Source organism: Paenibacillus sp. sgz302114, from assembly GCF_056120345.1.
The window spans coordinates 528,874-552,541 of sequence record NZ_JBVYOI010000003.1 but is presented as its reverse complement, the minus strand read 5'-3'; the positions used below and the strand labels follow the sequence as shown (position 1 = coordinate 552,541).

The 23,668-nt window shown below is 52.9% G+C and carries 22 protein-coding genes and 1 other annotated feature; of the genes, 20 read left to right on the top strand and 2 right to left on the bottom strand.

The window, feature by feature from the left end:
• Positions 1-35: 35 nt before the first annotated feature.
• The 14 genes from AC0LWF_RS11785 to leuS all read left to right on the top strand — a co-directional run bounded on the left by AC0LWF_RS11785 (position 36) and on the right by leuS (position 14,650).
• The gene (locus AC0LWF_RS11785) at positions 36-890 is read left to right on the top strand and encodes an endonuclease/exonuclease/phosphatase family protein (protein WP_474651711.1); all 855 of its coding nucleotides are present in this window, start codon (positions 36-38) and stop codon (positions 888-890) included.
• Between the two features lie 144 nt (positions 891-1,034).
• Positions 1,035-1,991 (top strand): AAA family ATPase, encoded by a 957-nt coding sequence (locus AC0LWF_RS11780; RefSeq protein WP_474651710.1) that lies wholly within the window; start codon positions 1,035-1,037, stop codon positions 1,989-1,991.
• A gap of 5 nt (positions 1,992-1,996) precedes the next feature.
• Positions 1,997-3,250, top strand: coding sequence for a DUF58 domain-containing protein (locus tag AC0LWF_RS11775; protein WP_474651709.1), 1,254 nt, complete (start codon positions 1,997-1,999; stop codon positions 3,248-3,250).
• A complete protein-coding gene (locus tag AC0LWF_RS11770) occupies positions 3,247-5,487 on the top strand; it encodes a DUF4129 domain-containing transglutaminase family protein (RefSeq protein ID WP_474651708.1) in 2,241 nt (746 codons plus the stop codon). Before AC0LWF_RS11775 ends, AC0LWF_RS11770 begins: the two co-directional genes overlap by 4 nt.
• A gap of 116 nt (positions 5,488-5,603) precedes the next feature.
• The gene (locus tag AC0LWF_RS11765; RefSeq protein WP_474651707.1) at positions 5,604-6,134 is read left to right on the top strand and encodes a YqeG family HAD IIIA-type phosphatase; all 531 of its coding nucleotides are present in this window, start codon (positions 5,604-5,606) and stop codon (positions 6,132-6,134) included.
• Positions 6,131-7,252 (top strand): ribosome biogenesis GTPase YqeH, encoded by a 1,122-nt coding sequence (gene yqeH / locus AC0LWF_RS11760; protein ID WP_474651706.1) that lies wholly within the window; start codon positions 6,131-6,133, stop codon positions 7,250-7,252. Before AC0LWF_RS11765 ends, yqeH begins: the two co-directional genes overlap by 4 nt.
• Before the next feature lie 49 nt (positions 7,253-7,301).
• Positions 7,302-8,168: a shikimate dehydrogenase gene (aroE, locus tag AC0LWF_RS11755; RefSeq protein ID WP_474651705.1), complete on the top strand. Its 867-nt coding sequence runs from the start codon at positions 7,302-7,304 to the stop codon at positions 8,166-8,168.
• A 24-nt stretch (positions 8,169-8,192) separates the two neighbouring features.
• A complete protein-coding gene (gene yhbY, locus AC0LWF_RS11750; RefSeq protein WP_474651704.1) occupies positions 8,193-8,483 on the top strand; it encodes a ribosome assembly RNA-binding protein YhbY in 291 nt (96 codons plus the stop codon).
• Between the two features lie 120 nt (positions 8,484-8,603).
• On the top strand, positions 8,604-9,191 hold the full coding sequence (nadD, locus tag AC0LWF_RS11745; protein ID WP_474651765.1) for a nicotinate-nucleotide adenylyltransferase: 588 nt from the start codon (positions 8,604-8,606) through the stop codon (positions 9,189-9,191).
• Entirely contained in the window at positions 9,181-9,753 is a 573-nt protein-coding gene (gene yqeK, locus AC0LWF_RS11740) for a bis(5'-nucleosyl)-tetraphosphatase (symmetrical) YqeK (RefSeq protein ID WP_474651703.1), read from the top strand. Before nadD ends, yqeK begins: the two co-directional genes overlap by 11 nt.
• Entirely contained in the window at positions 9,753-10,100 is a 348-nt protein-coding gene (rsfS, locus tag AC0LWF_RS11735) for a ribosome silencing factor (RefSeq protein ID WP_474651702.1), read from the top strand. Before yqeK ends, rsfS begins: the two co-directional genes overlap by 1 nt.
• Positions 10,097-11,005: a CvfB family protein gene (locus tag AC0LWF_RS11730; protein ID WP_474651701.1), complete on the top strand. Its 909-nt coding sequence runs from the start codon at positions 10,097-10,099 to the stop codon at positions 11,003-11,005. The genes rsfS and AC0LWF_RS11730 overlap by 4 nt, the downstream gene beginning before the upstream one ends.
• Before the next feature lies 1 nt (position 11,006).
• Positions 11,007-11,774: a class I SAM-dependent DNA methyltransferase gene (locus AC0LWF_RS11725; RefSeq protein ID WP_474651700.1), complete on the top strand. Its 768-nt coding sequence runs from the start codon at positions 11,007-11,009 to the stop codon at positions 11,772-11,774.
• Between the two features lie 126 nt (positions 11,775-11,900).
• Positions 11,901-12,134 (top strand) — a binding site (T-box leader).
• A gap of 74 nt (positions 12,135-12,208) precedes the next feature.
• Positions 12,209-14,650, top strand: coding sequence for a leucine--tRNA ligase (gene leuS, locus AC0LWF_RS11720; RefSeq protein WP_474651699.1), 2,442 nt, complete (start codon positions 12,209-12,211; stop codon positions 14,648-14,650).
• A gap of 61 nt (positions 14,651-14,711) precedes the next feature.
• Here the strand turns inward: leuS and comER are convergent, their stop codons facing one another.
• A complete protein-coding gene (gene comER / locus AC0LWF_RS11715) occupies positions 14,712-15,551 on the bottom strand; it encodes a late competence protein ComER (protein WP_474651698.1) in 840 nt (279 codons plus the stop codon).
• A 130-nt stretch (positions 15,552-15,681) separates the two neighbouring features.
• Here comER and AC0LWF_RS11710 point away from each other — a divergent pair, with 130 nt between their 5' ends.
• The 3 genes from AC0LWF_RS11710 to AC0LWF_RS11700 all read left to right on the top strand — a co-directional run bounded on the left by AC0LWF_RS11710 (position 15,682) and on the right by AC0LWF_RS11700 (position 19,906).
• Positions 15,682-16,221: a ComEA family DNA-binding protein gene (locus tag AC0LWF_RS11710; RefSeq protein ID WP_474651697.1), complete on the top strand. Its 540-nt coding sequence runs from the start codon at positions 15,682-15,684 to the stop codon at positions 16,219-16,221.
• Between the two features lie 155 nt (positions 16,222-16,376).
• Positions 16,377-16,907 carry a deoxycytidylate deaminase gene (locus AC0LWF_RS11705; RefSeq protein WP_474651696.1) on the top strand — a complete coding sequence of 177 codons (531 nt, stop codon included), beginning with the start codon at positions 16,377-16,379 and terminating at the stop codon, positions 16,905-16,907.
• A 359-nt stretch (positions 16,908-17,266) separates the two neighbouring features.
• Positions 17,267-19,906: a DNA internalization-related competence protein ComEC/Rec2 gene (locus AC0LWF_RS11700; protein WP_474651695.1), complete on the top strand. Its 2,640-nt coding sequence runs from the start codon at positions 17,267-17,269 to the stop codon at positions 19,904-19,906.
• 61 nt (positions 19,907-19,967) lie between these two features.
• Here the strand turns inward: AC0LWF_RS11700 and AC0LWF_RS11695 are convergent, their stop codons facing one another.
• Entirely contained in the window at positions 19,968-20,303 is a 336-nt protein-coding gene (locus AC0LWF_RS11695) for a hypothetical protein (protein WP_474651694.1), read from the bottom strand.
• A 158-nt stretch (positions 20,304-20,461) separates the two neighbouring features.
• Between AC0LWF_RS11695 and AC0LWF_RS11690 the strand changes: the two genes are divergently transcribed.
• The 3 genes from AC0LWF_RS11690 (at position 20,462) to AC0LWF_RS11680 (ending at position 23,431) form a co-directional block, all read left to right on the top strand.
• A complete protein-coding gene (locus tag AC0LWF_RS11690) occupies positions 20,462-21,421 on the top strand; it encodes a D-2-hydroxyacid dehydrogenase (protein ID WP_474651693.1) in 960 nt (319 codons plus the stop codon).
• A 241-nt stretch (positions 21,422-21,662) separates the two neighbouring features.
• The gene (locus AC0LWF_RS11685) at positions 21,663-22,211 is read left to right on the top strand and encodes an RNA polymerase sigma factor (protein ID WP_090573639.1); all 549 of its coding nucleotides are present in this window, start codon (positions 21,663-21,665) and stop codon (positions 22,209-22,211) included.
• Positions 22,208-23,431 carry an anti-sigma factor family protein gene (locus AC0LWF_RS11680; protein ID WP_474651692.1) on the top strand — a complete coding sequence of 408 codons (1,224 nt, stop codon included), beginning with the start codon at positions 22,208-22,210 and terminating at the stop codon, positions 23,429-23,431. Before AC0LWF_RS11685 ends, AC0LWF_RS11680 begins: the two co-directional genes overlap by 4 nt.
• Positions 23,432-23,668 lie beyond the last annotated feature (237 nt).

Sequence of the window (23,668 nt, the reverse complement as noted above, 5' to 3'; positions counted from 1 at the left end):
ACTAGTGGCAAGTACATTCGTAGGATAGGAGCACGATGATGATGGATCAGGTTAAAATCATGACGTTAAACACATGGCTCGGCGGAGAAGCCGTCCATGACGGAGCGAATAAGCTGGCGCGCGCCGTATCGTTCTCGGGAGCAGATATCGTCGGCTTCCAGGAAACGCCTGACCCTGCGGAAGCAGTCGCGAAGCAGCTAGGCTGGCACTTCCGTCAAAATAACGAAGGCCGCGGCAATTGCAGCATCATTAGCAAATATCCGATCGTGGAGTCTTTCTTCTTGGAAGAAGTAAGCGCTGTCGCAGCGCATATCGAGCTTCCTTCCGGGCAGCATATCATTGCTGTAAGCACGCACCTCTATTATGATCCGTATGGGCCGTACTGGGCGCTCTTCGATGGGAAGTCCGCTGAAGAGATTATCGCGATGGAGACGGAAGTTCGCGGCAAAGAAATTGCAGCCGTGCTGAAGGCGCTTGAGCCGCTTGTGGCATCGGACTCGCCGCTGTTCCTCATGGGCGATTTCAATGCACCGTCGCATCTGGATTGGACGGAAGCTACGAGAGCGGCGCATAACGATTATATCATTGAATGGCCGGTCAGCCGTATGGTGGAGGAAGCAGGATTCCACGATTCGTACCGCGTTATTCATCCAGACCCGGCAGAGACGCCGGGCCACACATGGTCGACGGTACATACGCCTGAACATCCTTGGGGCGACAATCCGTTCGAGCCGCAAGACCGAATAGACTTTCTCTATTACCACGGCAGAGGGGTTGTTGTAACAGCTTCCGAAGTTGTGGTGCTCGGTGAACCGCAGGGCTTCGGCAGCCATGAACAGAACGAGTGGCCGTCTGACCATGCTGCGGTCATGTCTACTTTCCAGATCTAACCGCCATAGTCACTTTATTGGAGCATCCCTGTGGGATTCTCCAATTTTTTTTGGCGGATATAAGGCTATACGCGCAGTTGTATATTCTGTAAAATAATAGAATATGAAACTTGATTCTACCACTATCATCCGGGAGGGATTGTCATGGACAATCGAACAGCCAACTATCGCTTATCTACAGAAATTCGCCGCAACCTCGCCAGCTGCATCCTGGGTAAAGAAGCCGAAATCGAATTGCTGCTAACTGCATTGTTTGCAGGCGGTCACGTTCTGATCGAGGATGTTCCAGGCACTGGCAAGACGCAGCTTGTGAAAGCGCTTGCTCGTACGATTGGCGGCCAATTCCGCCGTATTCAATGTAATCCCGATCTGCTCCCGACCGATATTACTGGCGTTGCCATTTATCATCCGAAGAATGAAGCCTTTATTTTCCGGCCTGGTCCGGTCATGGCGAATTTGCTCCTTGTCGACGAAATTAACCGTGCTACGACGAAGACTCAATCCGCGCTGCTCGAAGCGATGGAAGAGCGTCATGTGACGGTAGACGGCGATTCCTATGAGCTGCCGATTCCTTTTACGTTAATCGCGACGCAGAACCCTATCGAATTCGATGGTACGTATACGCTGCCAGAGGCGCAGCTCGACCGGTTTATGATGAAGATTTCGCTCGGCTATCCGGACGCAGCAACTGAGCGCCAGATGATTATTTCGCCGAATGCGTCGTCCCCGGCTGATAAGCTTGAGGCTGTGATTTCCATTGAGCAGGTTGCGCAAATGATGGAAGCCGCCCATAGCGTTCACCTTGATGAAGCGGTTGCTGATTATATTATCCGCATTATCCGCGGCACACGGACGCACAGCGGCGTACAGCTTGGAGCAAGTCCGCGCGCAGCGATTTCGCTGACGGCAGCGGCGAAGGCGAACGCCTTCCTGCAAGAGCGTGATTATGTCATTCCAGACGACGTGAAGCAGCTGGCATCCGCCGTATTGGCTCACAGAATTATTTTGCATACCGAGTCTCGCATGAACGGATTGTCGACAGAGGATGTCGTCCGCGCGGTCGTCCGCGATACGCAAGTGCCAGTCCGGATGGAGCGTTAAATGCTATGCTTACGGCTAAAGCGACTTTGCTCAGATGGCGGTTAATCGGCGTTGTCTATATTACCTCACTCTTGTTCCTGCTCTTTCAAGGCGGGAAAACCTCATTCATGCTGTTCTGTATCTTCAATGTGCTTCTCATATATTTGGTGTTCGGCAGATGGAGCGGCATCGCCGGGGTGACCGGTATTCGCAAGCTGAGCAGCGGGACAGCTACGATTGCAGAGCAGTCCTTATCGGCAGGGTCGCGGCTTGATGTGCAAATATCTGTCCAAATTCCAGGCGTTTGGCCCATCCCTTACGTTCTCGTTCGCGACCGTCTCACCGCGCATAGCGGCAAAACCGTGCCGTTCGAAGCGTCCTTCGTGCCGAGTTACCGCAGAGCCGGCTCCGTTAGCTACACAACACCGCCGTTGGAACGCGGAGTGTATCGGTTCGAAGCGACGGAATGCTCGACTCGCGACATCTTCGGCCTGTTCGAGCACAAGGGCAGCTTCGAGTCGTCAGTACCGTTCAGCGTCTATCCGCGAACGGTTGCGATTCGGCAGTGGAAGCAGCTGAAACGCGGTGCAAAAGGTCCGTATTCCACATCCGCATCGCGGCTTGCAGCAAAAGAAACGACGCAAATCAACGGCGTTCGCGAGTATATCTACGGCGATCGGCTGTCACGCATCCATTGGAATGCGACTGCCAAGACCGGACAATGGAAGTCCAAGGAGTTCGAACGGGAGTCACTGCCGCGAACGATCGTTGTGCTTGATCGGTATGTAGGCGCTTATGAGAAGCCGGAGCAATTCGAGCTTGCCGTATCAACAGCGGCCTCGATGCTCGAATTCGGCTTTCGCCGGGGGACGGCTGTCGGCCTCGTATCGATCGGATCACGGACCGATGGCTTCGCGCCGACGGCTTCGGCCGATCAGCGGGAACTAATGATGAAGCATCTCGTTCGCGTACAGGCGGACGGCGATCAGCCGCTTTACCGCGCGCTGCGCCAGTCCAGCGTGATTACGCAGGCTGGCTCGTTCGTTGTTGTCGTCAGTCCGCAGACGGGCGAAGATACGGTTCGCGCCATGGAATGGCTGAACAAGACCGGAGTTGTGCCGGTGCTCGTGCATTTGAAGCCGGGCGGCACGGAACGGAGCAACGTCAGTGATATCCGCACCGGCGAGTGGATGCGGCTGCTGCGTCGAAACGGCATTGCGGTCCACACGATTAGTACGCTGCAAGAACTGCCGGACGTATTGGAGGGTGGTAAAGGATGACAGCAGTAAGTCGTGCAGCGTTCAAATGGTTGTCTGCTGATGTGTATCGCAAGCTGTCGGCTGTGCTATCCGCCTTATTGATCTATGAATGGATTCGGTGCTTGGGCGATTACTGGTGGGAAGAGACGTTTACGATAGTGAATGGCGTGCTGTTCACAGCTGTCGTCGCCAATTTGCTAATCTCGTCCAAGATTTGGTCTGGCTCGATTCAGCTTATCGTCCTTGTGTTGCTTAACGCCGTTTACTCGGGGTATACATGGATCCCTTTCACAGGCGAGAAGCGGAAGCTGATGGATTGGCTGGACTGGCTTGGCATGCAGCTCGATCAGATCCAGCCTTTCATCTGGATCAGTCTTGGCGTGTGGGCGGTCTTCCATAGTATCGTGCTTCTGCGCCATAAACGGCTCTTTATTATTTTTGTCGTTCTCGCTGCTGTCCTATCGCTGGCAACAGCGGATTCCTTATTTACGCCCATTCATTTGTGGGATGAGATCGCTTGGATCGTATTCATTGGGCTTGGCTGGCTCGTTGCGAGCCACTTTGCCAGCTTTCAGAAGCGGCATCCCGAGAATTGGTCGCAGCTGCTCGAATATCCGCTGAGCCTCTTCCTGCCAATCTCGATTATCATCATGCTCGTCATGGGCGCAGGGCTGTTCGTTCCGGCGATCAATCCGATTCTGACCGATCCTTATACGGCGTGGAAAGAAGCGCGGAATGAGACGGTGCCTTCCTTCATCGGCGACAAAGCCATTTCAATACCCGCATCGAAGGATAGCAACAACAGCCAATCCGGTTACAGCCGGAGCGATGCGTCGCTAGGCGGCGGGTTTGAGTTCGATTATACGCCTGTCATGACGGTGACAACCTCGCAGAAAAGCTATTGGCGTGGAGAAACGAGATCGTATTATAACGGTAACGGCTGGCTAGAGGCTGTGCAGGAGAAGCTGGAGAAGGGCAATGGTCCTGTAGCCAGCGGCCAGTCGTTTAAAGCGCTGTACACGGAAGCGAAGACGGAAACCGAACTCGTAGAGCAGACCGTGGAAATGATTAGCAAGACGAAGTATCCGGTTCTGTTCGGCGCAGGGCCAATCTCTTCCGTCGTCTCGGTAGACGGGAAGACCAGCTTGCCAGGCTTAAGCTGGTTCTCGCAAGCTTGGGAGCTGCGTCTAATGAAGTTTGGCTCGGCTGCTTATCCGAAGAAGTATACGATTAAATCAAAAGTGCCGATCCTTGATGAAGAGAAGCTGAGAAGCGGCGCGGCTATTCAGGCGAGCTCAGCCATGGATCCGATGTATCTGGAGCTGCCTCCCACCATACCGGAGCGCGTCAAGGCGCTTGCTCTAGCGATTACGAAGACAGGCGCAACGCCATATGACAAAATGCAGCTGCTCGTCGCCTATTTGCAGAATACGTACAACTATACGAATACGCCGGATGTTACGAAGCGGGCGAGCGAAGATTTCGTCGATTCCTTCTTGTTCGAGGTTCGCGAAGGCTACTGCGATTATTTCTCCACCGCGCTTGCTGTAATGGCACGTGAGATCGGTATTCCTTCCCGCTGGGTGAAGGGCTATTCTCCCGGCTCGATTCCGAATGAGGCTGATATGCTGCGGCAGCAAGGCATGACCGGTGCCGAAACGAATCCTAGCGGTGCGGGCACGTATACGGTACGTAACGCAGATGCGCACTCATGGGTTGAGATTTATTTTAACGGATATGGCTGGCTGCCGTTCGAAGCAACGTCAGGGTTTGCTTACCCTTATGCGCTGCCGAAGGACAAAACAGCGCCAGAACCTGTTCTTGCGCCGGATGTAGAACCGGAATCCATTCCTCAAACCGAATCTCCTACTGGTTATCTGCTGCAACCATGGATCATCTGGACGACGGCAATTGCGTCGGTCGCACTCATTCTACTCTTCATTATTCTCAGGTTCCGCTTCCTATCGATGATCAGACAATGGTTTACAGGCAGGTCCGGCACGGTTAACGAACGAGTAGTACGGGAGACGAACCGCCTCATCCGGTTCTGCCGGAAGAAGGGACTGGAATACAACGAAACCGACACGGTGCGCGAAACGATGGGGCGCTGGTCGGTTCGGCTATCGGCCTTGCAGCCGCAATTCCGCGAAGTGCAGCACGCCTTCGAGAAGGCGATGTACAGCAGCAGTCAGGTGACACAGGCTGAGCTTGATCAAGTGACGGTTACGATGAAAAAAATCCGTGAGCATTTAGGGTAACGTTTGTCTGAAGGAGCCAGCGTAGGTGTGCCTTGCATCTATGCTGGCTTTCTTTGCAACAAATTCATTAATTATGGTATAGTTTGCGTGATAGCGATAGCAGGGGAGTCGAAACTATGTTTGAACGGCTGTTGCCGCAAATGCGCGTCAATACCATTTATGATATCGATTTGCATAAGCTGAAAGACCAGGGAATTCGCGGCATCATTACAGATCTTGACAATACGCTTGTAGGAGCGAGAGTGCCGCTCGCCACACCGGAGCTTGTGAAATGGCTTGATGATGTGCGCGACCTCGGCTTTAAAGTTGTCATCGTCTCGAATAATAATCGGACGCGTGTGTCCAAATTCGCTGACCCGCTGAACATTAAGTATGTTCATGCGGCACGCAAGCCGGCGAATCGCGCTTTTCACAGGGCACTGGAAGTGCTTGGGATGCCGGCTGAGAAGACAGCCGTCATTGGCGATCAGATGATGACCGATGTGCTCGGGGGCAGACGAATGGGGCTGTTCACCATTCTCGTCGCGCCGATTGCACCTCATGAAGAGGGCATTATGACGAAATTTAACCGTATGCTGGAGAAGATTGCCCTAAGAAGTCTCCGCAAAAAAGGGCTCTGGCCCGAGGAGGAACAAAGAAAATCATGACCAATCAGCTAGAACAAGGGACCTCGTGCGCGGGCTGCGGCATTAAGCTGCAGACGGAGTCGGTGGACAAGCCGGGTTACATCCCGCAAGCGGCGCTTGCGAAGGAGCCGGCCATTTGCCAGCGTTGCTTCCGTATTAAGAACTATAATGAAGCGGCTTCGGTCGCCATCGATCAGGACGACTTCCTAAAGCTGCTCGGCGGCATTGCCGCGACGAACAGCCTAGTCGTCCATATTGTCGATCTGTTCGACTTCGAAGGCAGTCTGATCTCTGGTTTGCAGCGTTTTGTCGGCAACAATCCAGTGCTGCTCGTTGTGAACAAGATTGATTTGTTGCCGAAGGGCATTAACCCGAACCGGCTGCTGAACTGGGTGCAGAAGCAGACGAAGGCGCAAGGCTTGCGCGTCGTCGATATCGTGCTCTGCTCGGCGAAACGCAATATCGGCTTCGAGCGTGTAATAGAAGCAATCGGCGAGCACCGCGGCAACCGCGATGTGTATGTCGTCGGCGCGACGAATGTCGGCAAGTCGACGCTAATCAATCGTCTTATCCGCGACTACAGCGACTTGGAGCGAGAGCTGACGACGTCGCGTTACCCAGGAACGACACTTGATGCGGTACACATTCCGCTGGATGACGGCAAAGATATCATTGATACGCCGGGGATCGTCTACTCGCATCGGATGACGGAGATCGTTCCGCGCGACGTTCTGGGCGCATTACTGCCGGATAAACCGATCAAGTCGCTCGTGTATCAGCTGAACAGCGGTCAGACGCTGTTTGTCGGCGCGCTTGCGCGGTTTGATTTTATCGAAGGGGATCGTCAATCGTTCACCCTGTATGTGTCCAATGCCTTGCAGGTGCACCGGACGAAGCTGGAGCGGGCGGACGAGCTGTACGCCGATCATAAAGGCGAGCTGCTGGCGCCTCCATCGAAGGAGCAGCTGGAAGAGATGCCGGCATGGACGCGTCACCGTCTGACAGTACGCAGCAATACAGAGACCGACTTGTTCATCTCTGGCCTTGGCTGGATTCACGTGAACGGCGCAAGCGGCGCCCTTATCGACATTCATGTGCCGAAGGGCATTCGAGTGATCATGCGCGATGCACTGATTTAATCCGAGAGAAAAGATCATCCATATGTTTAGGGGAGAGTGAACGTAAAGGATGGGCAACAAGGTAGACAGCCATACGGTGTTATTCAGCGTCATCGGCGATCCGATTCGGCATTCCAAATCGCCGATTATGATGAACCGGGCGTTCCGGGAACGCGGGATTAATGGGATCTACACCGCTTTTCATATAAATGCTGATCGGCTTGGCGATTTCGTAGCTGGTGTCCGTGCGATGGGCATCCGCGGCGTGAACGTCACAATTCCGCATAAGCTAGACATTATGCCGCTGCTGGACGAAATCGACGAAAGCGCGCAAGTGATTGGAGCGGTCAACACGATCGTGAATACGGACGGTCACTTGAAAGGCTACAATACAGACGGCATCGGCTATGTCCGGTCGCTTAAAGAAGAAGCGAAGTCTGATCTTGCAGGCTCTCATGTGCTCATCATCGGCGCCGGCGGGGCGACAAGAGGTATTCTTTATGCGCTCGCTCGCGAAGGTGTCGCGTCCATTACGATCTCGAATCGTACAGTTGCCCGTGCAGAAGAGCTGGCTGCCGCATTCCGTGGACTTGTTCCGGTAATCCGGGCTATCGGCCAGGATGAACTCCAAGCGGCTTGCGGGCATAGTGATATTATTATTAATACAACATCGCTCGGCATGTTCCCGAATGTGGATGAGACGCCGATTGACAGCTCGTGGCTGAAGCCGGACACGGTAGCGAGCGATCTGATTTATAACCCGCTTACGACGCGTTTCCTCAAGGAAGCAGCGGAGAGAGGCTGCCGGATACACGGCGGACTTGGAATGTTTATTTATCAAGGCGCTTATGCCTTTGAATATTGGACGGGACAGCCTGCACCGGTAGAAGCGATGCGAGAGACAGTGCTTGAAGCGCTGCAGCAGTCCAAAAGCTAAATTGACGAGAGAAGGAAATTTCACATGCTAACAGGTAAACAAAAGAGTCATCTGCGCTCGCTGGCGCACCATTTGAACCCGATTTTTCAAGTAGGCAAGGAAGGCAAGAACGAGAATCTGATTCGTCACATCGAAGAAGCGATCGAAGTGCGCGAGCTGATCAAAATTTCTGTGCTTAACAACAGCATCGAAGACCCGAAAGAAGTTGGCGAATGGATAGCAGCTGAATCCGGCTGCGAGCTTGTTCAAGTTATCGGCAAGACGATCGTGCTGTACAAAGAAAGTAAAGATCATAAAACGATTGAACTGCCTTAAACCACCGAATCAACAGCAGCCGCAAGGGATGTTCCCGGAGCGAAGCAGCATTACTTTTAAAGAAAAAAGGTTTGCGCGGTTTTACATAATGTTCGCTCAGCGAGAGGAGACATGAACTTGATAAAAGTCGGTTTTATGGGCGGCACGTTCGATCCCATTCATTATGGCCATCTGCTCGCTGCCGAATCGGCGCGTGAAGCATGCGGCCTAGACGAAGTTTGGTTTGTTCCGGCCGGCCATCCGCCGCTTAAGGAAAACGCTCCTCTTGCTGACGGGGCTACCAGACTTGAGATGGTGTATCGGGCGATTGATTTTCAGCCGCATTTTCGCGCTATGGATATCGAACTGGAGCGAGAAGGCACCAGCTACACGATCGATACGATAAAAGAGTTGAATGAACTGTATCCGGGGCGGGAGTTCAGCATTATTATCGGCTCGGACCGCGTCAACGATCTGCCGAAGTGGCATAACATTCAGGAGCTGGCGCAGCTGGTGCGCTTCATCGGCGTAACGCGCGGCGGTGAGGACATGGAAGTTAACGAGCTGCCGGATTATCTCAAGGACAGGCTGACAGTCGTGAAGATGCCGCTGTTCGAGCTGTCCTCGACGGTTATCAAGGAGCGTATCGCGGCAGGCCGTTCGATTCGGTTCCTCGTACCGGAGAAAGTCTATTCGTTTATTCGAAGGAATGAACTCTATGAATCGTGATGAACTGATGGCTTCGGTCAAAGCGGAAATGCCTGAACGGAGATGGACGCACACGCTCGGCGTGATGGAGACGTCAGTGCTGCTCGCGGAGCGGTTCGGCTGTGATCCGGTTCGCGCGGAGCTGGCTGCGATTCTGCACGATGTCGCGAAATATTGGCCGACCTCGCGGATGGAGACGATTATTCGGGAGGAAGGGCTTCCGAGCGATCTGCTCGAATATGACAAAGAGCTCTGGCATGCGCCGGTCGGTGCTTTCATAGCAGCACGTGATTATGGCATCGAAGATATTGAAGTGCTGGATGCGATCAAATACCACACCTCCGGTCGCGAACGAATGACGTTGATGGACAAAATCGTCTGTCTCGCCGATTATATGGAACCCGGTCGTGATTTCCCAGGCGTGAATAAAATAAGAGAAATAGCCGAGCATAGTGTGGAAAAGGCGCTTATTGCAGGGTTTGATTCTACGATTTCTTACTTGCTTCAGCAGGGAAAGCGGATTTATCCGCTAACCGTTGCAGCTCGGAATGATTTAATACTTCAATTACGGGAGGCTGAGTAATGACAGTAAATCCAGAGGAACTTCTGAAAGCCGTTGTAGCAGCGGCGGAAGATAAGAAAGCGCATAACGTGGTGGCGCTGGATTTGAAGAACATTTCGCTCGTCGCAGACTATTTTGTCATCTGTCACGGCAATTCGGATACACAGGTGCAGGCAATCACGACCGAAATCCGCAAGCAGGCGGAAGCGCGTGGCGTACGGGTTCGCGGCATCGAAGGTGCTGATACTTGCAGATGGGTGCTTGTAGACATCGGCGACGTTGTTGTTCATGTATTCCATCGCGAAGAGCGCGAATATTACAACATCGAACGACTATGGTCCGATGCGAAGGTCGTGGAATTAGCATGAGTCTCGTAGCAGGCACAACGCAGAATTTGAAGCTGGCCCGCGAGGTTTCTCCTTACGGCTACTTCATGACAGACGGCGAGAACGAAGTGCTTATGCACTATACCGAGCTCGTCGGCCACCGTCCGCAGATCGGTCAATTCTATGATGTATTTCTATTCTTCGATTCCGAGGACCGCATCGCTGCGACAATGAAGAAGCCGCTTATCCAATTGGGAGAAGTGGCTCGTCTTAAAGTGGCGGATATTCATCCGCGTATAGGCTCATTCCTTGAGATGGGACTTGGCCGGCAGCTGCTGCTGCCATTGTCCGAACAGCCTGAGCTGAAGGAATTGCGTCCAAAAATCGGCGATGAGGTGCATGTTATCCTCGCGCACGACAAGATAGGCCGTCTCGTTGCAAAGATAGCTTTCGAGGAAGAGCTGGCTGAGCTTGCTTTTCACGCGCCATCCTCGTGGCATAACACGTGGGTGGAAGGCTGGGTAACGAAGACATTGAAGATCGGCTCGTTCGTCATGATTGACGGCGGCGTGCTCGGCTTCGGCGCGTACGGCTTAATTCCAGCTGACGATCGGACAAGATTGCTCCGTCTCGGAGAGCGCGTGAAAGCCAGGGTAACGTTCGTTCGTGAAGACGGTCGCGTCAATCTGTCGATGCAGCAGCGCAAGGAAGTAGGCCGCATGGAAGATTCAGACCGGCTTCTAGCATTTTTGAAAGAGCGTCCGAATGGCGCAATGCCTTACTCTGACGCGACTACAGCGGACATTATCAAGCAGAAGTTCGGCATTAGCAAGAGTGCCTTCAAGCGCGCGCTAGGCAAGCTGATGCGCGACGGTATTGTAACGCAAGAAGGCAACTGGACGAAGCTGACCGAGCAAGCCGCTGCGGCTGAGAAGCAGGAGGGCTAACATGGAAGCCTATCGGCAGTTTGCCACTGTCTATGATCGGCTGATGGCGGATATGCCGTATCCAGAGTGGCTGAAGTTTGCGCAAAGCTGCTGGCAGCGATATGGGACGCCGCGTACGGTTGTTGATCTCGGCTGCGGGACAGGCAGCATCGCGATCCCGCTTGCAAGGCAAGGCTATCAAGTCTATGGGATCGATTTGTCCTCGGACATGCTGACGATCGGCCAGAGCAAGTGGGAAGATTCGGTTCGCAGCGACGGACCTGCGCGAGGGACGATTACGTGGCTGCAGCAGGATATGACGGAGTGGGAGCTTGGCGAGCAAGTCGATTCGGTCATCTCCTTCTGTGATTGCGTGAACTACTTAACGGAAGAAGAAGATGTCGTTGCCGCGATAGAAGCGACTTATCGGGCGCTAAAGCCGGGCGGCGTATTTCTCTTCGATGTTCATTCGCAGGCAACGCTGGATCGTTATGCGAGCGAGCAGCCTTTTGTTCTTGATGAGCCGGATGTGGCGTACATATGGACGTGCGAGCTTGATGAGGAGCGAGGCGAAATCGAGCATCAATTGACGATTTTCGCCCGTGAGGATTCGAGAGGCGTCAGCTTCGCTCGCATTGAAGAAACTCATGTGCAGCGTGCCTACGATGCCGCGTGGCTGCGGGAAGTGCTGCTAGGTGCAGGCTTTTCTCAGGTCGAGCTATATGCTGATTTCTTGCTGGAGCCGGCAACGGGCGATGCAGAACGACTGTTTTTTGCAGCGGTCAAGTGATCATGCTGTCCGTTTTAGGCGCTTTTCCTTGACATGGTAAGATAGGATTAATTATAATCGAACTATCTATTTTTCCCTGCACAAAACGAATTTCGTCTAACCATTAGGAGATGTGTCGTTTTTGCTTATATGGTGTTGAAGAGGAGCAGTAGCTTCAGCAGCGTCTGGATCAGAGAGCCGGCGGTAGGTGCAAGTCGGACCAGCGTGAAGTGAACTCGCCTTGGAGCCGCACGTGAACAGCTTATTTAGCTGCCAAGCGTGCCGTCTCGCCTGCGTTAAAGGCATAGAGTGAGCAGCGGTAAAGCATACCGCTTGCTAACTAGGGTGGTACCACGGGAGCATAATCCTCTCGTCCCTAGCGATTACGCTAGGGGCGGGAGTTTTTTTATTTTCTCGGCAAGACTAGTTTGTTTAGTGAAATGGGAGGCATATTTATGACACAGGAGCGCCAAGAGCAACAGGGTTATAACCCGCTCGTAATTGAGCCGAAATGGCAACGGTATTGGGATGAGTTCAAAACGTTCAAAACGACAGAGGATGCAGGGAAGCCGAAGTTTTATGCACTCGACATGTTCCCGTATCCGTCCGGTGCAGGCTTGCATGTAGGCCATCCGGAAGGCTATACCGCTACAGACATCGTGTCGCGTTATAAGAGAATGCGCGGCTACAACGTCCTTCACCCTATGGGCTGGGACGCGTTCGGCTTGCCAGCAGAGCAGCACGCTCTGGATACAGGGGAGCATCCGCGTGAAATTACGGTCAAGAACATTAACAATTTCCGTCGCCAAATTAAGTCGCTCGGCTTCTCGTACGATTGGGATCGCGAGTTCAGCACAACGGATCCGGATTACTACAAATGGACACAGTGGATCTTCATCCAGCTGTTTAACAAAGGTCTTGCTTATGTAGCTGAAGTACCGGTTAACTGGTGTCCGGCGCTTGGAACGGTACTTGCGAACGAAGAGGTAATTAACGGCCTTAGCGAGCGCGGCAACCACCCGGTTATCCGCAAGCCGATGCGCCAATGGGTGCTTCGCATTACGGAATATGCAGAGCGTCTGCTTGAAGATTTGGAAGAACTGGACTGGACGGAAAGCATCAAAGATATGCAGCGCAACTGGATCGGCAAATCGAAGGGTGCAGAAGTGACTTTCGCAATTGATGGTCATGATGCTTCGCTCGTTGTGTTCACAACGCGCCCGGATACGCTGTTTGGTGCTTCGTACTGCGTACTTGCTCCAGAGCATGAGTTGGTTGAAGCGATTACGACTGAGGCGCAGCGCGCTGCAGTGAAGGACTATCAAGAGACAGCTGCGCGCAAGAGCGATCTGGAACGTACAGACCTGAACAAGGATAAGAGCGGCGTATTCACAGGCGCTTACGCGGTTAATCCGGTTAACGGCGCGCTCGTGCCGATCTGGATTGCTGATTATGTGCTTGCAGGCTACGGAACAGGCGCGATTATGGCAGTTCCTGGTCATGACGAGCGCGACTGGGAATTTGCGAAGCAGTTCAATCTGCCGATCGTTGAAGTAGTCTCCGGCGGCGACGTGAGCGAAGCCGCTTATGCTGGCGATGGTGCACACGTGAACTCCGGTTTCTTGAACGGGCTTAGCAATGAAGAAGCGATTGCGCGTGCCATCGAATGGCTCGAAGCAGAAGGCAAAGGCCAAGGCAAAGTGACGTACCGTCTGCGCGACTGGCTGTTCAGCCGCCAACGTTACTGGGGCGAGCCAATTCCAATTCTTCACTTGGAAGATGGCACAATGAAGCCGGTCCCAGACGATCAATTGCCGCTCTTGCTGCCCGACGTGGAACAAATCAAGCCTTCCGGAACGGGAGAATCTCCGCTTGCGAACGTAACGGAGTGGGTGGAGACGGTAGATCCTGAGACGGGCATGAAAGCTCGCCGCGAGACGAACACAATGCCGCAATGGGCTGGCAGCTGCTGGTATTACCTGCGTTTCATTGATCCGCATAACGAGAAGGAGCTATGCTCCAAAGAGAAGCAGAAGGAATGGCTGCCGGTTGATCTGTACATCGGCGGCGCCGAGCATGCGGTGCTTCACTTGCTGTATGCGCGCTTCTGGCATAAAGTGCTCTACGATATCGGCGTAGTCGATACGAAGGAGCCGTTCTACAAGCTCGTGAACCAAGGTATGATCCTCGGCACGAACAATGAGAAGATGAGTAAATCCCGCGGCAACGTCATTAATCCAGACGATATCGTGAGCGTGTACGGTGCAGATACACTGCGTATGTACGAAATGTTCATGGGTCCTCTCGAGGCGACGAAGCCTTGGAATACGAACGGCGTAGAGGGCATGTATCGCTTCCTCGGCCGTGTATGGCGTTTGTTCATTGGCGAGAATGGCGAGCTGTCCGAGAAGATCGCCAATGTTGAAGGCGCGGAAGCGTTCAAGCGTACTTGGCACCGCACAGTGAAAAAAGTGACAGACGATTACGAGAATCTGCGCTTTAACACTGCGATCAGCCAATTGATGATCTTCGTTAACGACGCGTACAAAGCGGAATCGCTGCCTCGTGAAGCGATGGTGAGCTTCGTACAGATGCTGTCGCCGCTTGCGCCGCATATCGCGGAAGAGCTGTGGTCGAAGCTTGGGTCTACCGATTCGCTCTCATATGCAGCTTGGCCTACGTATGAAGAGAAGTTTACGGTTGACCAAGAGGTTGAAATCGTCGTGCAGGTGAACGGTAAAATCATAGATAGGATCTCGATCGCTGCTGATACAGCTGAAGCAGAGATGGAGCGGATAGCGAAAGAGTCGGAGAAGGTCGCTGAAGCGATTGCCGGCAAAACCGTTCGCAAGCTGATCGTTGTTAAAGGCAAGCTTGTTAACATCGTTGTCGGCTAAACGGCTGATCAAAGGTTGACATGAAAAAAGAGGTGAACGACCTCTTGGCGCAAAGCATGCGCTAAGGGCCGTTCACCTCTTTGCCGTATAAAGAGACGGATACGCGCTCCAGGTCCTCTTCATATTTGGCATGCGTGACGCGGATTAGTCTGTTGAACACACAATCGAGTTCGTCGTTCAGCAGGGCAATTGCTTGTGCCGTGATGCCGCCCGGCACACAGACGCGGCTCTGCAGCTCCTCCGGCGTCATGCCGCCTGCTGTGAGCAGCTGACCCGTGCCGAGGAGCATTTCGGAGGCGACGACTCGCGCCTGATCGCGATGGAGACCGGTTTCCTCAACCGCTGCGTCGATAAACCGCTGCAGCAGGAAGGCCATGATTGCGGGGCCGCAGCTTGAGAGATCCGAGACAACGCGCTGATGCTGTTCTTCAATGGGGAGCGGCTCGCTGATATAAGAGAGCAGTCCGTTCAGGCGAATGATGTCGGCATCGGTCATCCGGTTGCCGTACATGCACAAGGTGACGCCGCTGCACATGTTGTTGGTGATGCTCGGAATGACTTTGGCGATTTTGCAGCTGAGTGCATCTTCGAGCTGCTCGAGCAGCACGGGACTTGTAATGGAGATGACGAGCTGGTGAGGCAGAACGACATCGCGAATTTGGTCCAGTACCGCCTTGAACTCCATCGGCTTGATGCATAGAAAGATAACATCTTGATCGATGACCGCATCGCGATTCGAAGGGACAGCTTGCAGGCCGGGATGGCGGTCGGCGAGAGCAATTGCTTTTGAGTAAGTGCGGTTGCTGGCGGTGATTTGCGATGGCTTCAGCGCTCCCGATCCAATAAACGTATCGACGAGCAAGCTGCCCATGCTCCCAATCCCGATAAACCCGACATTCATCGCAATCCCTCCTCAAGGCAAAACATAAGTATTTCGATCGATCGCTCTTACTACGGTATGCAAGGCGGCAAGGCCAACATGACCGAATGGAGCATAAAAAAGATTTTGTCAGTCGAAAGGGGCTTCCTTTATGGGGATGAAACCGAGAAGCAATAAGATTAATCCGCAGAAGCTGCTTATCATTGTGCTGCTCGTTGCAGCTGTCGTGCTGGTATGCACCGCTTTGTATCAACCTGAGAGCAGCGGGCAGCCTGGCTGGGAGGCGGTGAATGATCAGGTTGAACGCGCGCTGGGACCTCAGGAGTCAGCAGAAGTGAAGGACCAGGAGACGGAGAAGGATAAAGCGGTGTCTGGTGGTGCTGTTGGTACGAGCGAAAAGAAGAATGATGCGCATGAGGTCAAATCGAGTGAGAGTGTTGGCGGGAGTATAGCGGCAGGAGCGGATAATGCGACATCGCCGACGGTTATGGATGGCAAGGTCGATATTAATCATGCGACCGCGGAGCAGCTGGATACGCTTCCGGGAATTGGAGCTTCGAAGGCGAAGGCTATCGTAGCTGATCGAGATCAAAACGGTGCGTATCATAGTGTCGACGATTTGCTCCGAGTGAAGGGAATTGGACCAAAGCTGCTTGCGAAGCTGAAGTCTTTCATTGTTCTGCAGCCCTAATTATGCGACAATAGAAAGAATTACTTATTAATGATCATACGTTTTGGAGCCCGTACATGTGCCAAAGCCGATGCTTTCGAAGTGAGCTTTTGTGCTTGCAAGATGCATATTCAGGCGCCAACGCACAAAACACTCAGGGAGGCAGACGAGTAGAAATGGCAAGGAACACGCAGGATAACATGCGCAAAGACTGGGACACCTATTTTATGGACATCGCGTATATGGTATCGACACGCTCCAGATGCCCGCGCAGACATGTCGGAACGGTGCTGGTGCAAGGGAAGAAGCTGCTCGGTACGGCATATAACGGCGCGCCGATGGGAGTCTCGGATTGCTCCGAAGACGGCTGCATGATTGTAGAGGAATATGAGTTGCAGGTAGATGGCGAACAGGAACAAATGATCAAGAAGCAGCGCTGCATACGCACGATTCATGCGGAGCAGAACTTGCTGCTTTTCACGGATCGGATCGACCGGGAAGGCTCGACCGTCTATGTGACGGATCAGCCGTGCTGGACATGCGCCAACATGCTGGCCAACAGCGGCGTCATCGAAATCGTCTATCACCGCGCCTATTCCAAGGACAGCGATAAAGTAAATGCGCTCATGGAGTTAAAAGGAATCATTTTTCGGAATCTCGCCTCGTACGAGCCCCCGGCTCAAGCCGGCATGGATATCATTTCATAGCAATCAAAGCAGCTTCAATGAGGAAGAACCTCTTGCTGCATCTGGACATTCCCGCAAGCACTGCCGATTGATCGGCAGTTGCCCGGCGTGTTGCAGGTGTGGGAAGAGGTTTTTTTTGTTTTCGCCGAAATCATGCGTTTCCGGGTGATGTAGCTGGTTAAGTGGATTAGATTGGTGGGATCTCCGGTGAAGAGGGGGACTAGATACCCTACATTAGCGAGAAAACGCGAGAAACCAGCAAAGAAGGGTAGTGGTTACCCTACATTGGCGAGAAAACGCGAGAATATCGCAAAGAAGGGTAGTGGTTACCATTCATTGGCGAAAACTCGAGAATCCAGAGGCAAAAGGAGGGGCTGTGTGTGGCGAGAAGGCCGCTTATATGGTTTACAGTGTGCTGGGTACTCGGCAGCAGTGCGGCTGCGGGGCTGACGAATGCGGGTACTTATTTGGCTGGCGCGGCGGTATTCGTGATGCTGCTCGCGCTGACGTTGATGAGGCAAGCATCGTGGCAGCTGGCAGCCGCGTGTTTGGCGGCCTTCGCGCTTGCGGCAGGGCAGCGGGTGTGGGAGGATGCACACAATGTGACGGGACTTCCTGCGGAGCTTGTCGCCGCGCAAGAAGCTGTTCCGATGGGTACAATTACGTTTTCAGCGAAGATAACCGGCGTTATTACTGAGCCGCCGGAAGTAGATGGCGACCTCGTGCAAATGGTCGTGAAAGTTGAAGCGGTGAAGCTGGCTCGCGAGGCGCATAAGCAAGTCCTTCATGGTGAGCGGATGCAGCTGCAGGTACGGCTAGCGGAGGAGAGTGAGCTTGCCGTTGCTGCCAGTTGGCGGCGAGGACAGCGCATTGATGCTGTAGGCGAGCTGGCTGCGCCTGCTGCTGCAACCAATTTCGGCGGCTTCGATTACCGCCGATATTTGAACAGCCAGCGCATCCACTGGCTGTTCAGCGCAGAAGGCGCGGCTGCGCTAACGACAAGCGCCGGGCCGCGCTACAGCGCTGCGGCGCTGCTCAAAGGCATGGATGCCGCGCGCGAAGCGCTCGGCAAGCGTATGGACGCCCTCTATCCGGGCATCCAAGCCGGCTACATGAAAGGCCTCGTCATCGGCATAACCGATGATCTCGATCCCACTGTATACCGCCAGTTCGCGCAGCTGGGGCTTACGCATATACTGGCCATCTCTGGCCTGCACGTCGCCGTCTTCCTCTACGTGCTTGGCGGCCTGCTGCGCCTGCTTCGCATGACCCGGGAGCGCATGCTCCTGCTGCTCATTGCGGCTGTGCCGCTTTATGTGCTACTCGCCGGGGGATCGCCGTCGGTCGTACGCTCCGGCATTATGGCGATGCTCGGTCTCGCCGCGGCGCGCATGCACAAGCTGAAGGATGGGCTGCATTTACTCGCAGCCGCTGCCCTCGCGATGCTCGTATGGGACCCGTACATGCTAGGAAACGTCGGCTTCCAGCTGTCGTTTCTTGTAACGGCAGGTCTCATCCTCGGCGTCACGCCGATCCGCCGCTGCCTGCCTCGCGGCAAACACAAATGGCAAGCGTCGCTGCTTGACCTGCTCGCTGTCTCATTAGTCGCGCAGGCGGTTTCGCTGCCGCTCACCTTGTATTATTTTAATCAGCTGCATCTCTTATCTTTGCTGGCGAACCTCATACTGGTGCCGTTCATTAGCTTCATTGTAATGCCGCTCGGCGGCGCGTCCATGCTGCTGGACAGCATGTGGCATCCCCTAGGCGTGCTTTCGGCGCATGTGGCGGCCATTGGCAATGAGCTTACGTTTGCTTTCGTAGCCAAGCTTAGCAGCTGGAACGGCTTCCGGCTTATTTGGGCGACACCGCCGCTGTGGTGGGTGATCGCGTGCTATGCAGCATTCATGATTGGTTTCTCGGCTCTTAACCGAATCGATGCAGGATTAGACGATCAGGTACGGGTTCAATCAGAAGATGAAGTTAGGGGTAAGGTTGGCCATTCAATGCCATTCATTCAGATTGAAGAAATTGGCTCAACGCTCAACAAGCGTTTAAATCGGCTGCTGCTGCTGCTTAGCTCACTAACATTAGCAGTTCTGCTCATATGGGCATACAACCCAGATGTCCTTGATCATCGCGGTTACGCGCAGTTCATGGACGTGGGTCAAGGCGATTCGATTCTGATACGGTCCGCGGCAGGCAAGCATATTCTCATCGATGGCGGAGGTGCTGTTCAATTCGGCAATCGCGAGGGATGGCGGAAGAGAAAGGATCCGTACGAGGTGGGGCAGAAGCTGCTCGTACCGTTGCTTCAGCAGAGAGGCGTCCACCGCATTGATCTGCTCGTCCTATCCCATCTGGACAGCGACCACATCAAAGGCGTTCAAGCGATCCTTGCAAGCATTCCCGTGAAAGCGATTCTGTGGAACGGAACATGGAAGGACTCGGAGGATGCCATTACATTGCTTCGAACAGCACTTAACAAAGAAATTCCTCTCTATCCTGCTCATGCCGGACTTGAGTGGGTGATAGACAATCATACGAGCATTTCTATGCTTCACACGCCAACTTCAGCCAGCGCAGCACAAGCGAGCTCCATTCCGGAAGAAGAAGAGCAGAACGGACATAGTGTCGCACTCCGTCTTCGCCTCTACGATCGCCAGTTTCTCTTCACAGGCGATGCCGATATCGCGGAAGAGCAGCAAATAATAGCGGAGCTTAAGCGAAATGCCATTGCTTCTTCCTCCGTTTCCTTACCAATCGATGTCATGAAAATATCCCATCACGGCAGCAAAACCTCCACTTCCGATCAATGGCTCTCCTATTGGCAGCCTCGCACAGCTGTCATTTCAGTCGGCCGCAACAACATCTATGGTCATCCTGCGGACAGCATAATCAATCGACTGGATACGGCTGGCATCGCAGTAAAGCGAACCGACCTGGGAGGCGAAATCCAATTCCGAGTAAGTCCGGACGGCACGCTCGCCGTCAAACAAAAAATCCCCGTTCACAACTCGTGAATGGGGAAACTGGAATTGTATGCTTTTTAACTCAGCTTGATATCTATGTATTCTATCTATCCTATGAGCAAATTTTCTTGATCTGCTTGGCCAGCTCGACCCGCTGCTGCTTCAAGTTTTCGATAAGCTCCTTGATTGTACTATCTTCCTCAACGTTCTCGCAATATTTTCTCCGAGCGATCAGTTCCATCATTTGATGGTTAACGGTATTGAATTGCTCCCACAGTTCTTCCTTGGCTGCATTCAATGCTTCCTCGCGCATGATCTGTTCTCTGTTGCGAATATCGGCAAGTATTTGCTGTTGCCACTCGTGATCGCCGATCTGCCCTGCATAATTGTACATATCCAAATAGTCGTCTACCCATCGTTGGTTTCCTTGTTGATTGTTCTTATTCATGATGGCCCAACCCCTTTCGATGGCGTTATACCTAGTATTATACTCGGGTTTAAAAAGTTGTCCAATTGTTTTTATTGTATCTCTCATAAAAAGGTGTTTGACACCGTCTAGCGGTGGATGGTAATCTTTGGGCACGATAGAGGAGGGAGCAGTACAAGATGGCTACAATTGTTTCGGTACATCCATTCGAGGAAGCGCAGGTCAAAGCAATAGAAGCAGCCGCTCCGGGATTTACTTACATAGATGTCAGTGGCTCTGAACAGGCAGATGCAAGAGAGCAGCTCGCGAGTGCTGAAATTATTTTGGGATTTAACCGCGATGTTCTCAAAATCGTCTATTCCGAAGGAACGCCGCTCAAATGGGTGCAAAATCTCGGCGCTGGCGTCGATCACATTCCGCTCGACAGAATCAGGGAGCGCGGCATAACGCTAACGAACGCATCCGGCGTTCATCCGTATCAGATTTCGGAATCGATCTTCGCGATGCTCCTCTCGCTGACTCGCCAAGTTCATGCTTATGTTCGTAACCAGCTTGAGGCTAACTGGCGCCCAGAACCCGGGATGGGCGAAGCGCATCACAAGACGATTGCGATTCTCGGTGTCGGCTCGATCGGCCTCGAGACTGCGAAGATTGCCAAGGCGTTCAGCATGAACGTGCTCGGCATCCGCAGAAGCGGCGAACCGGCTGAGTGGGTGGACCGCATGTATACGATGGATGAACTCCATGAAGTGCTTGCGCAAAGCGATTATGTTGTGAACTGTCTGCCGCTGACAAACGACACGCGCCATTTGATCGGTGCGGCAGAGTTCGCTGCGATGAAAGACACGGCTTGCTACATTAATATTGGACGAGGCGCAACGACCGACACGTTTGCGCTCGTCGAGGCGCTGCAAAGCGGAGTCATCGCTGGAGCGGGTCTTGATGTATTCGAGCAGGAGCCGCTGCCGGAAGACCATCCGCTGTGGAAGATGGAGCAGGTTATCGTAACGCCGCATATTGCAGGTGATACATCATCCTACATGGACCGGGCGCTTGAAATTATTTTGGACAATTTGGCACATTATAGTGAACGCGGAACGGTTGTAAGAAATATCGTAGACTTGCAGGCGCAATATTGATTAAGGTTTGAGCAAACAGGATATGCGCCGTACATCGACTGGGAATTCCTAGCAGGGTGTACGGCTGTTCTGTTTTCTGCTATGATTTTGAGGTAGTTTGCATACATGCACGATAACGCAATTTTACTAAGGATTTATGTAAATTAAAATTTCCTTAAAGAATCTATAAAGAATTTATAAGTTTGCTGCAACATTATTACGAACCTTTCCGTCTGAAAGGTTGCATGAGGGGGGATCCTCCGTGGTAGAGCAAGGCCTTATTAAAGCCGCACAAGCCGGCGATGGCGACGCTCTGATTACTCTATTGCGCGAGATTGAGAATCACGTCTATCGGACAGCCTACTATATTGTTGGCAATGAGCAGGATGCTATGGATGCTGCGCAAGAAGCGCTTATTCGTATTTATACGAAGATCGGTACTTATGAAGAGAAGGCGCAGTTTAAAACCTGGGTGCAGCGGATCGTTACGAATATATGCATCGACAAGTTCCGCCGCAACAAGCCGACCGTCTCTATCGACGAGCACGATATGGTGTTCCAGGATCACACATCCGTCGAGGAGGAAGTGCTCACTTCTTATGCGGCGCAAGATATTCGAATGGCGATTGACAAGCTGCCCGAGCATCATCGAGCGGTCGTCGTGCTGCGGTACTTGCAGGACTTTTCTTATAATGAGATTGCAGATTCGCTGAATCTGCCGCTTAATACGGTCAAATCCTATTTATTCCGGGCAAGGCAACAGCTGCAAACGTACTTGCATGACTATCAGAGAGGGGGGGTCCGAGGATGAATTGTCAAGAGGTGACAGAATATATGCAGCGTCAGCTAGATCATGATTTGAATGGTGAAGAAACCGATATCTTGATGACTCATACACGGCAATGCCCCGAGTGTGCAGCTATGCTGGAGCGGCTTCAATTGTTGAATGAGGGACTTGAAAATTTACCAAAAGTGACGCCAAGCTACAGCCTGGTGGATGCTATACTGCCGCGCCTTGCTGAGCTTGATGCTAGTGGCGAAGGCACCGAAGAAGAATTAATAGCAGAACCGGCTAAAGTGATTCCAATCGATGGAGCAACGAAGAGTGGCTCCGGCAAGCGCAAGTGGACCGAGCGATATACGGTCGGCGGATTTGCAGGCATTGCAGCCGCAGCCGTCGTCATTGTATTCTTCCTGCTCAACTACAGCTCGAATCCTCTGAGAGGCGGTTCTGATGACAATTCCGCCGTCGCAGATTCGGCGACGACTAATAGTGCCAATATAAGTGCAAGCGACAATGCAGCGGATACGAGCGCGTTGGATCAGAAGACGCTCATGACTGAAAGCACGAATTCCGCTGCAGATACAAGTTCGTCCGATACATCTTCGAATAAATCCGCTTCGTCGAATGCCGTGAAGAAAAGCGCCGATGCACAGGCGCTTAATGTCGATCCGAATGGTGAAATTATGCCGCCGCTCGCAACGGGAGGTTCGACTAAAGATGCTCCTGCGGCAGGCGCGCAAGCGCCGAATGTTGAAGTAAGCGGCTCGGGCGATACGGCTGACGCTGGTTCGGACAGCAGCAAAGACGATGCCGGGACTTCAGCGGATTCGACTGCTGCGGCCAACGAAACGACTTCCAAAGCAGGGGACTCCAAAGCTGCGGATGACAGTGCTGCAAGCAATAATGGCATAAATAAAGAAACTAGCGGAACGATTGCGATGACCGGCACGACGAAGGATGACAAGAAAGCCGATCAGAATTTCAGTAACAATATGATCATTGCATCGCCGATATCGCCGGATGGCCAGTATCAAGCTTTTATTGTGGAGGATCGAATCGAGATCTATACGGTGCAGGATAGTACTCTTGTCTTCCAAGGAAATAAACGCATGGGTATTGCTAATTTGAAATGGTCGCAGGACAGCAAGGAGCTGACTTACGAAACAGCGGGCGAAGGCGGAGTGAAGAAAGTATTCGCCATTGAAGTGAAGTCCGCTTCCGAGCAACAGCAATCTAGTAATAAATAATCCGGCTTATGCACACATGACGTGATGTTTGCGTATGGTGTAGAAGCAGGGAAGCAGTCAGTAATACGCTCCCAAGACGATCGTATGACCATCCGACACCGGTACCATGGACCGTATGTGATCGGCTGTTTATATAGATGCTCGGGGACAGAGGGATGAAGCTGGATACAGCCTTCATCCCTTTGTTGCGTTTTTGCCGGAATGGCGCTATCGTAGTGTTGGTGGTTCAAAGGGGGA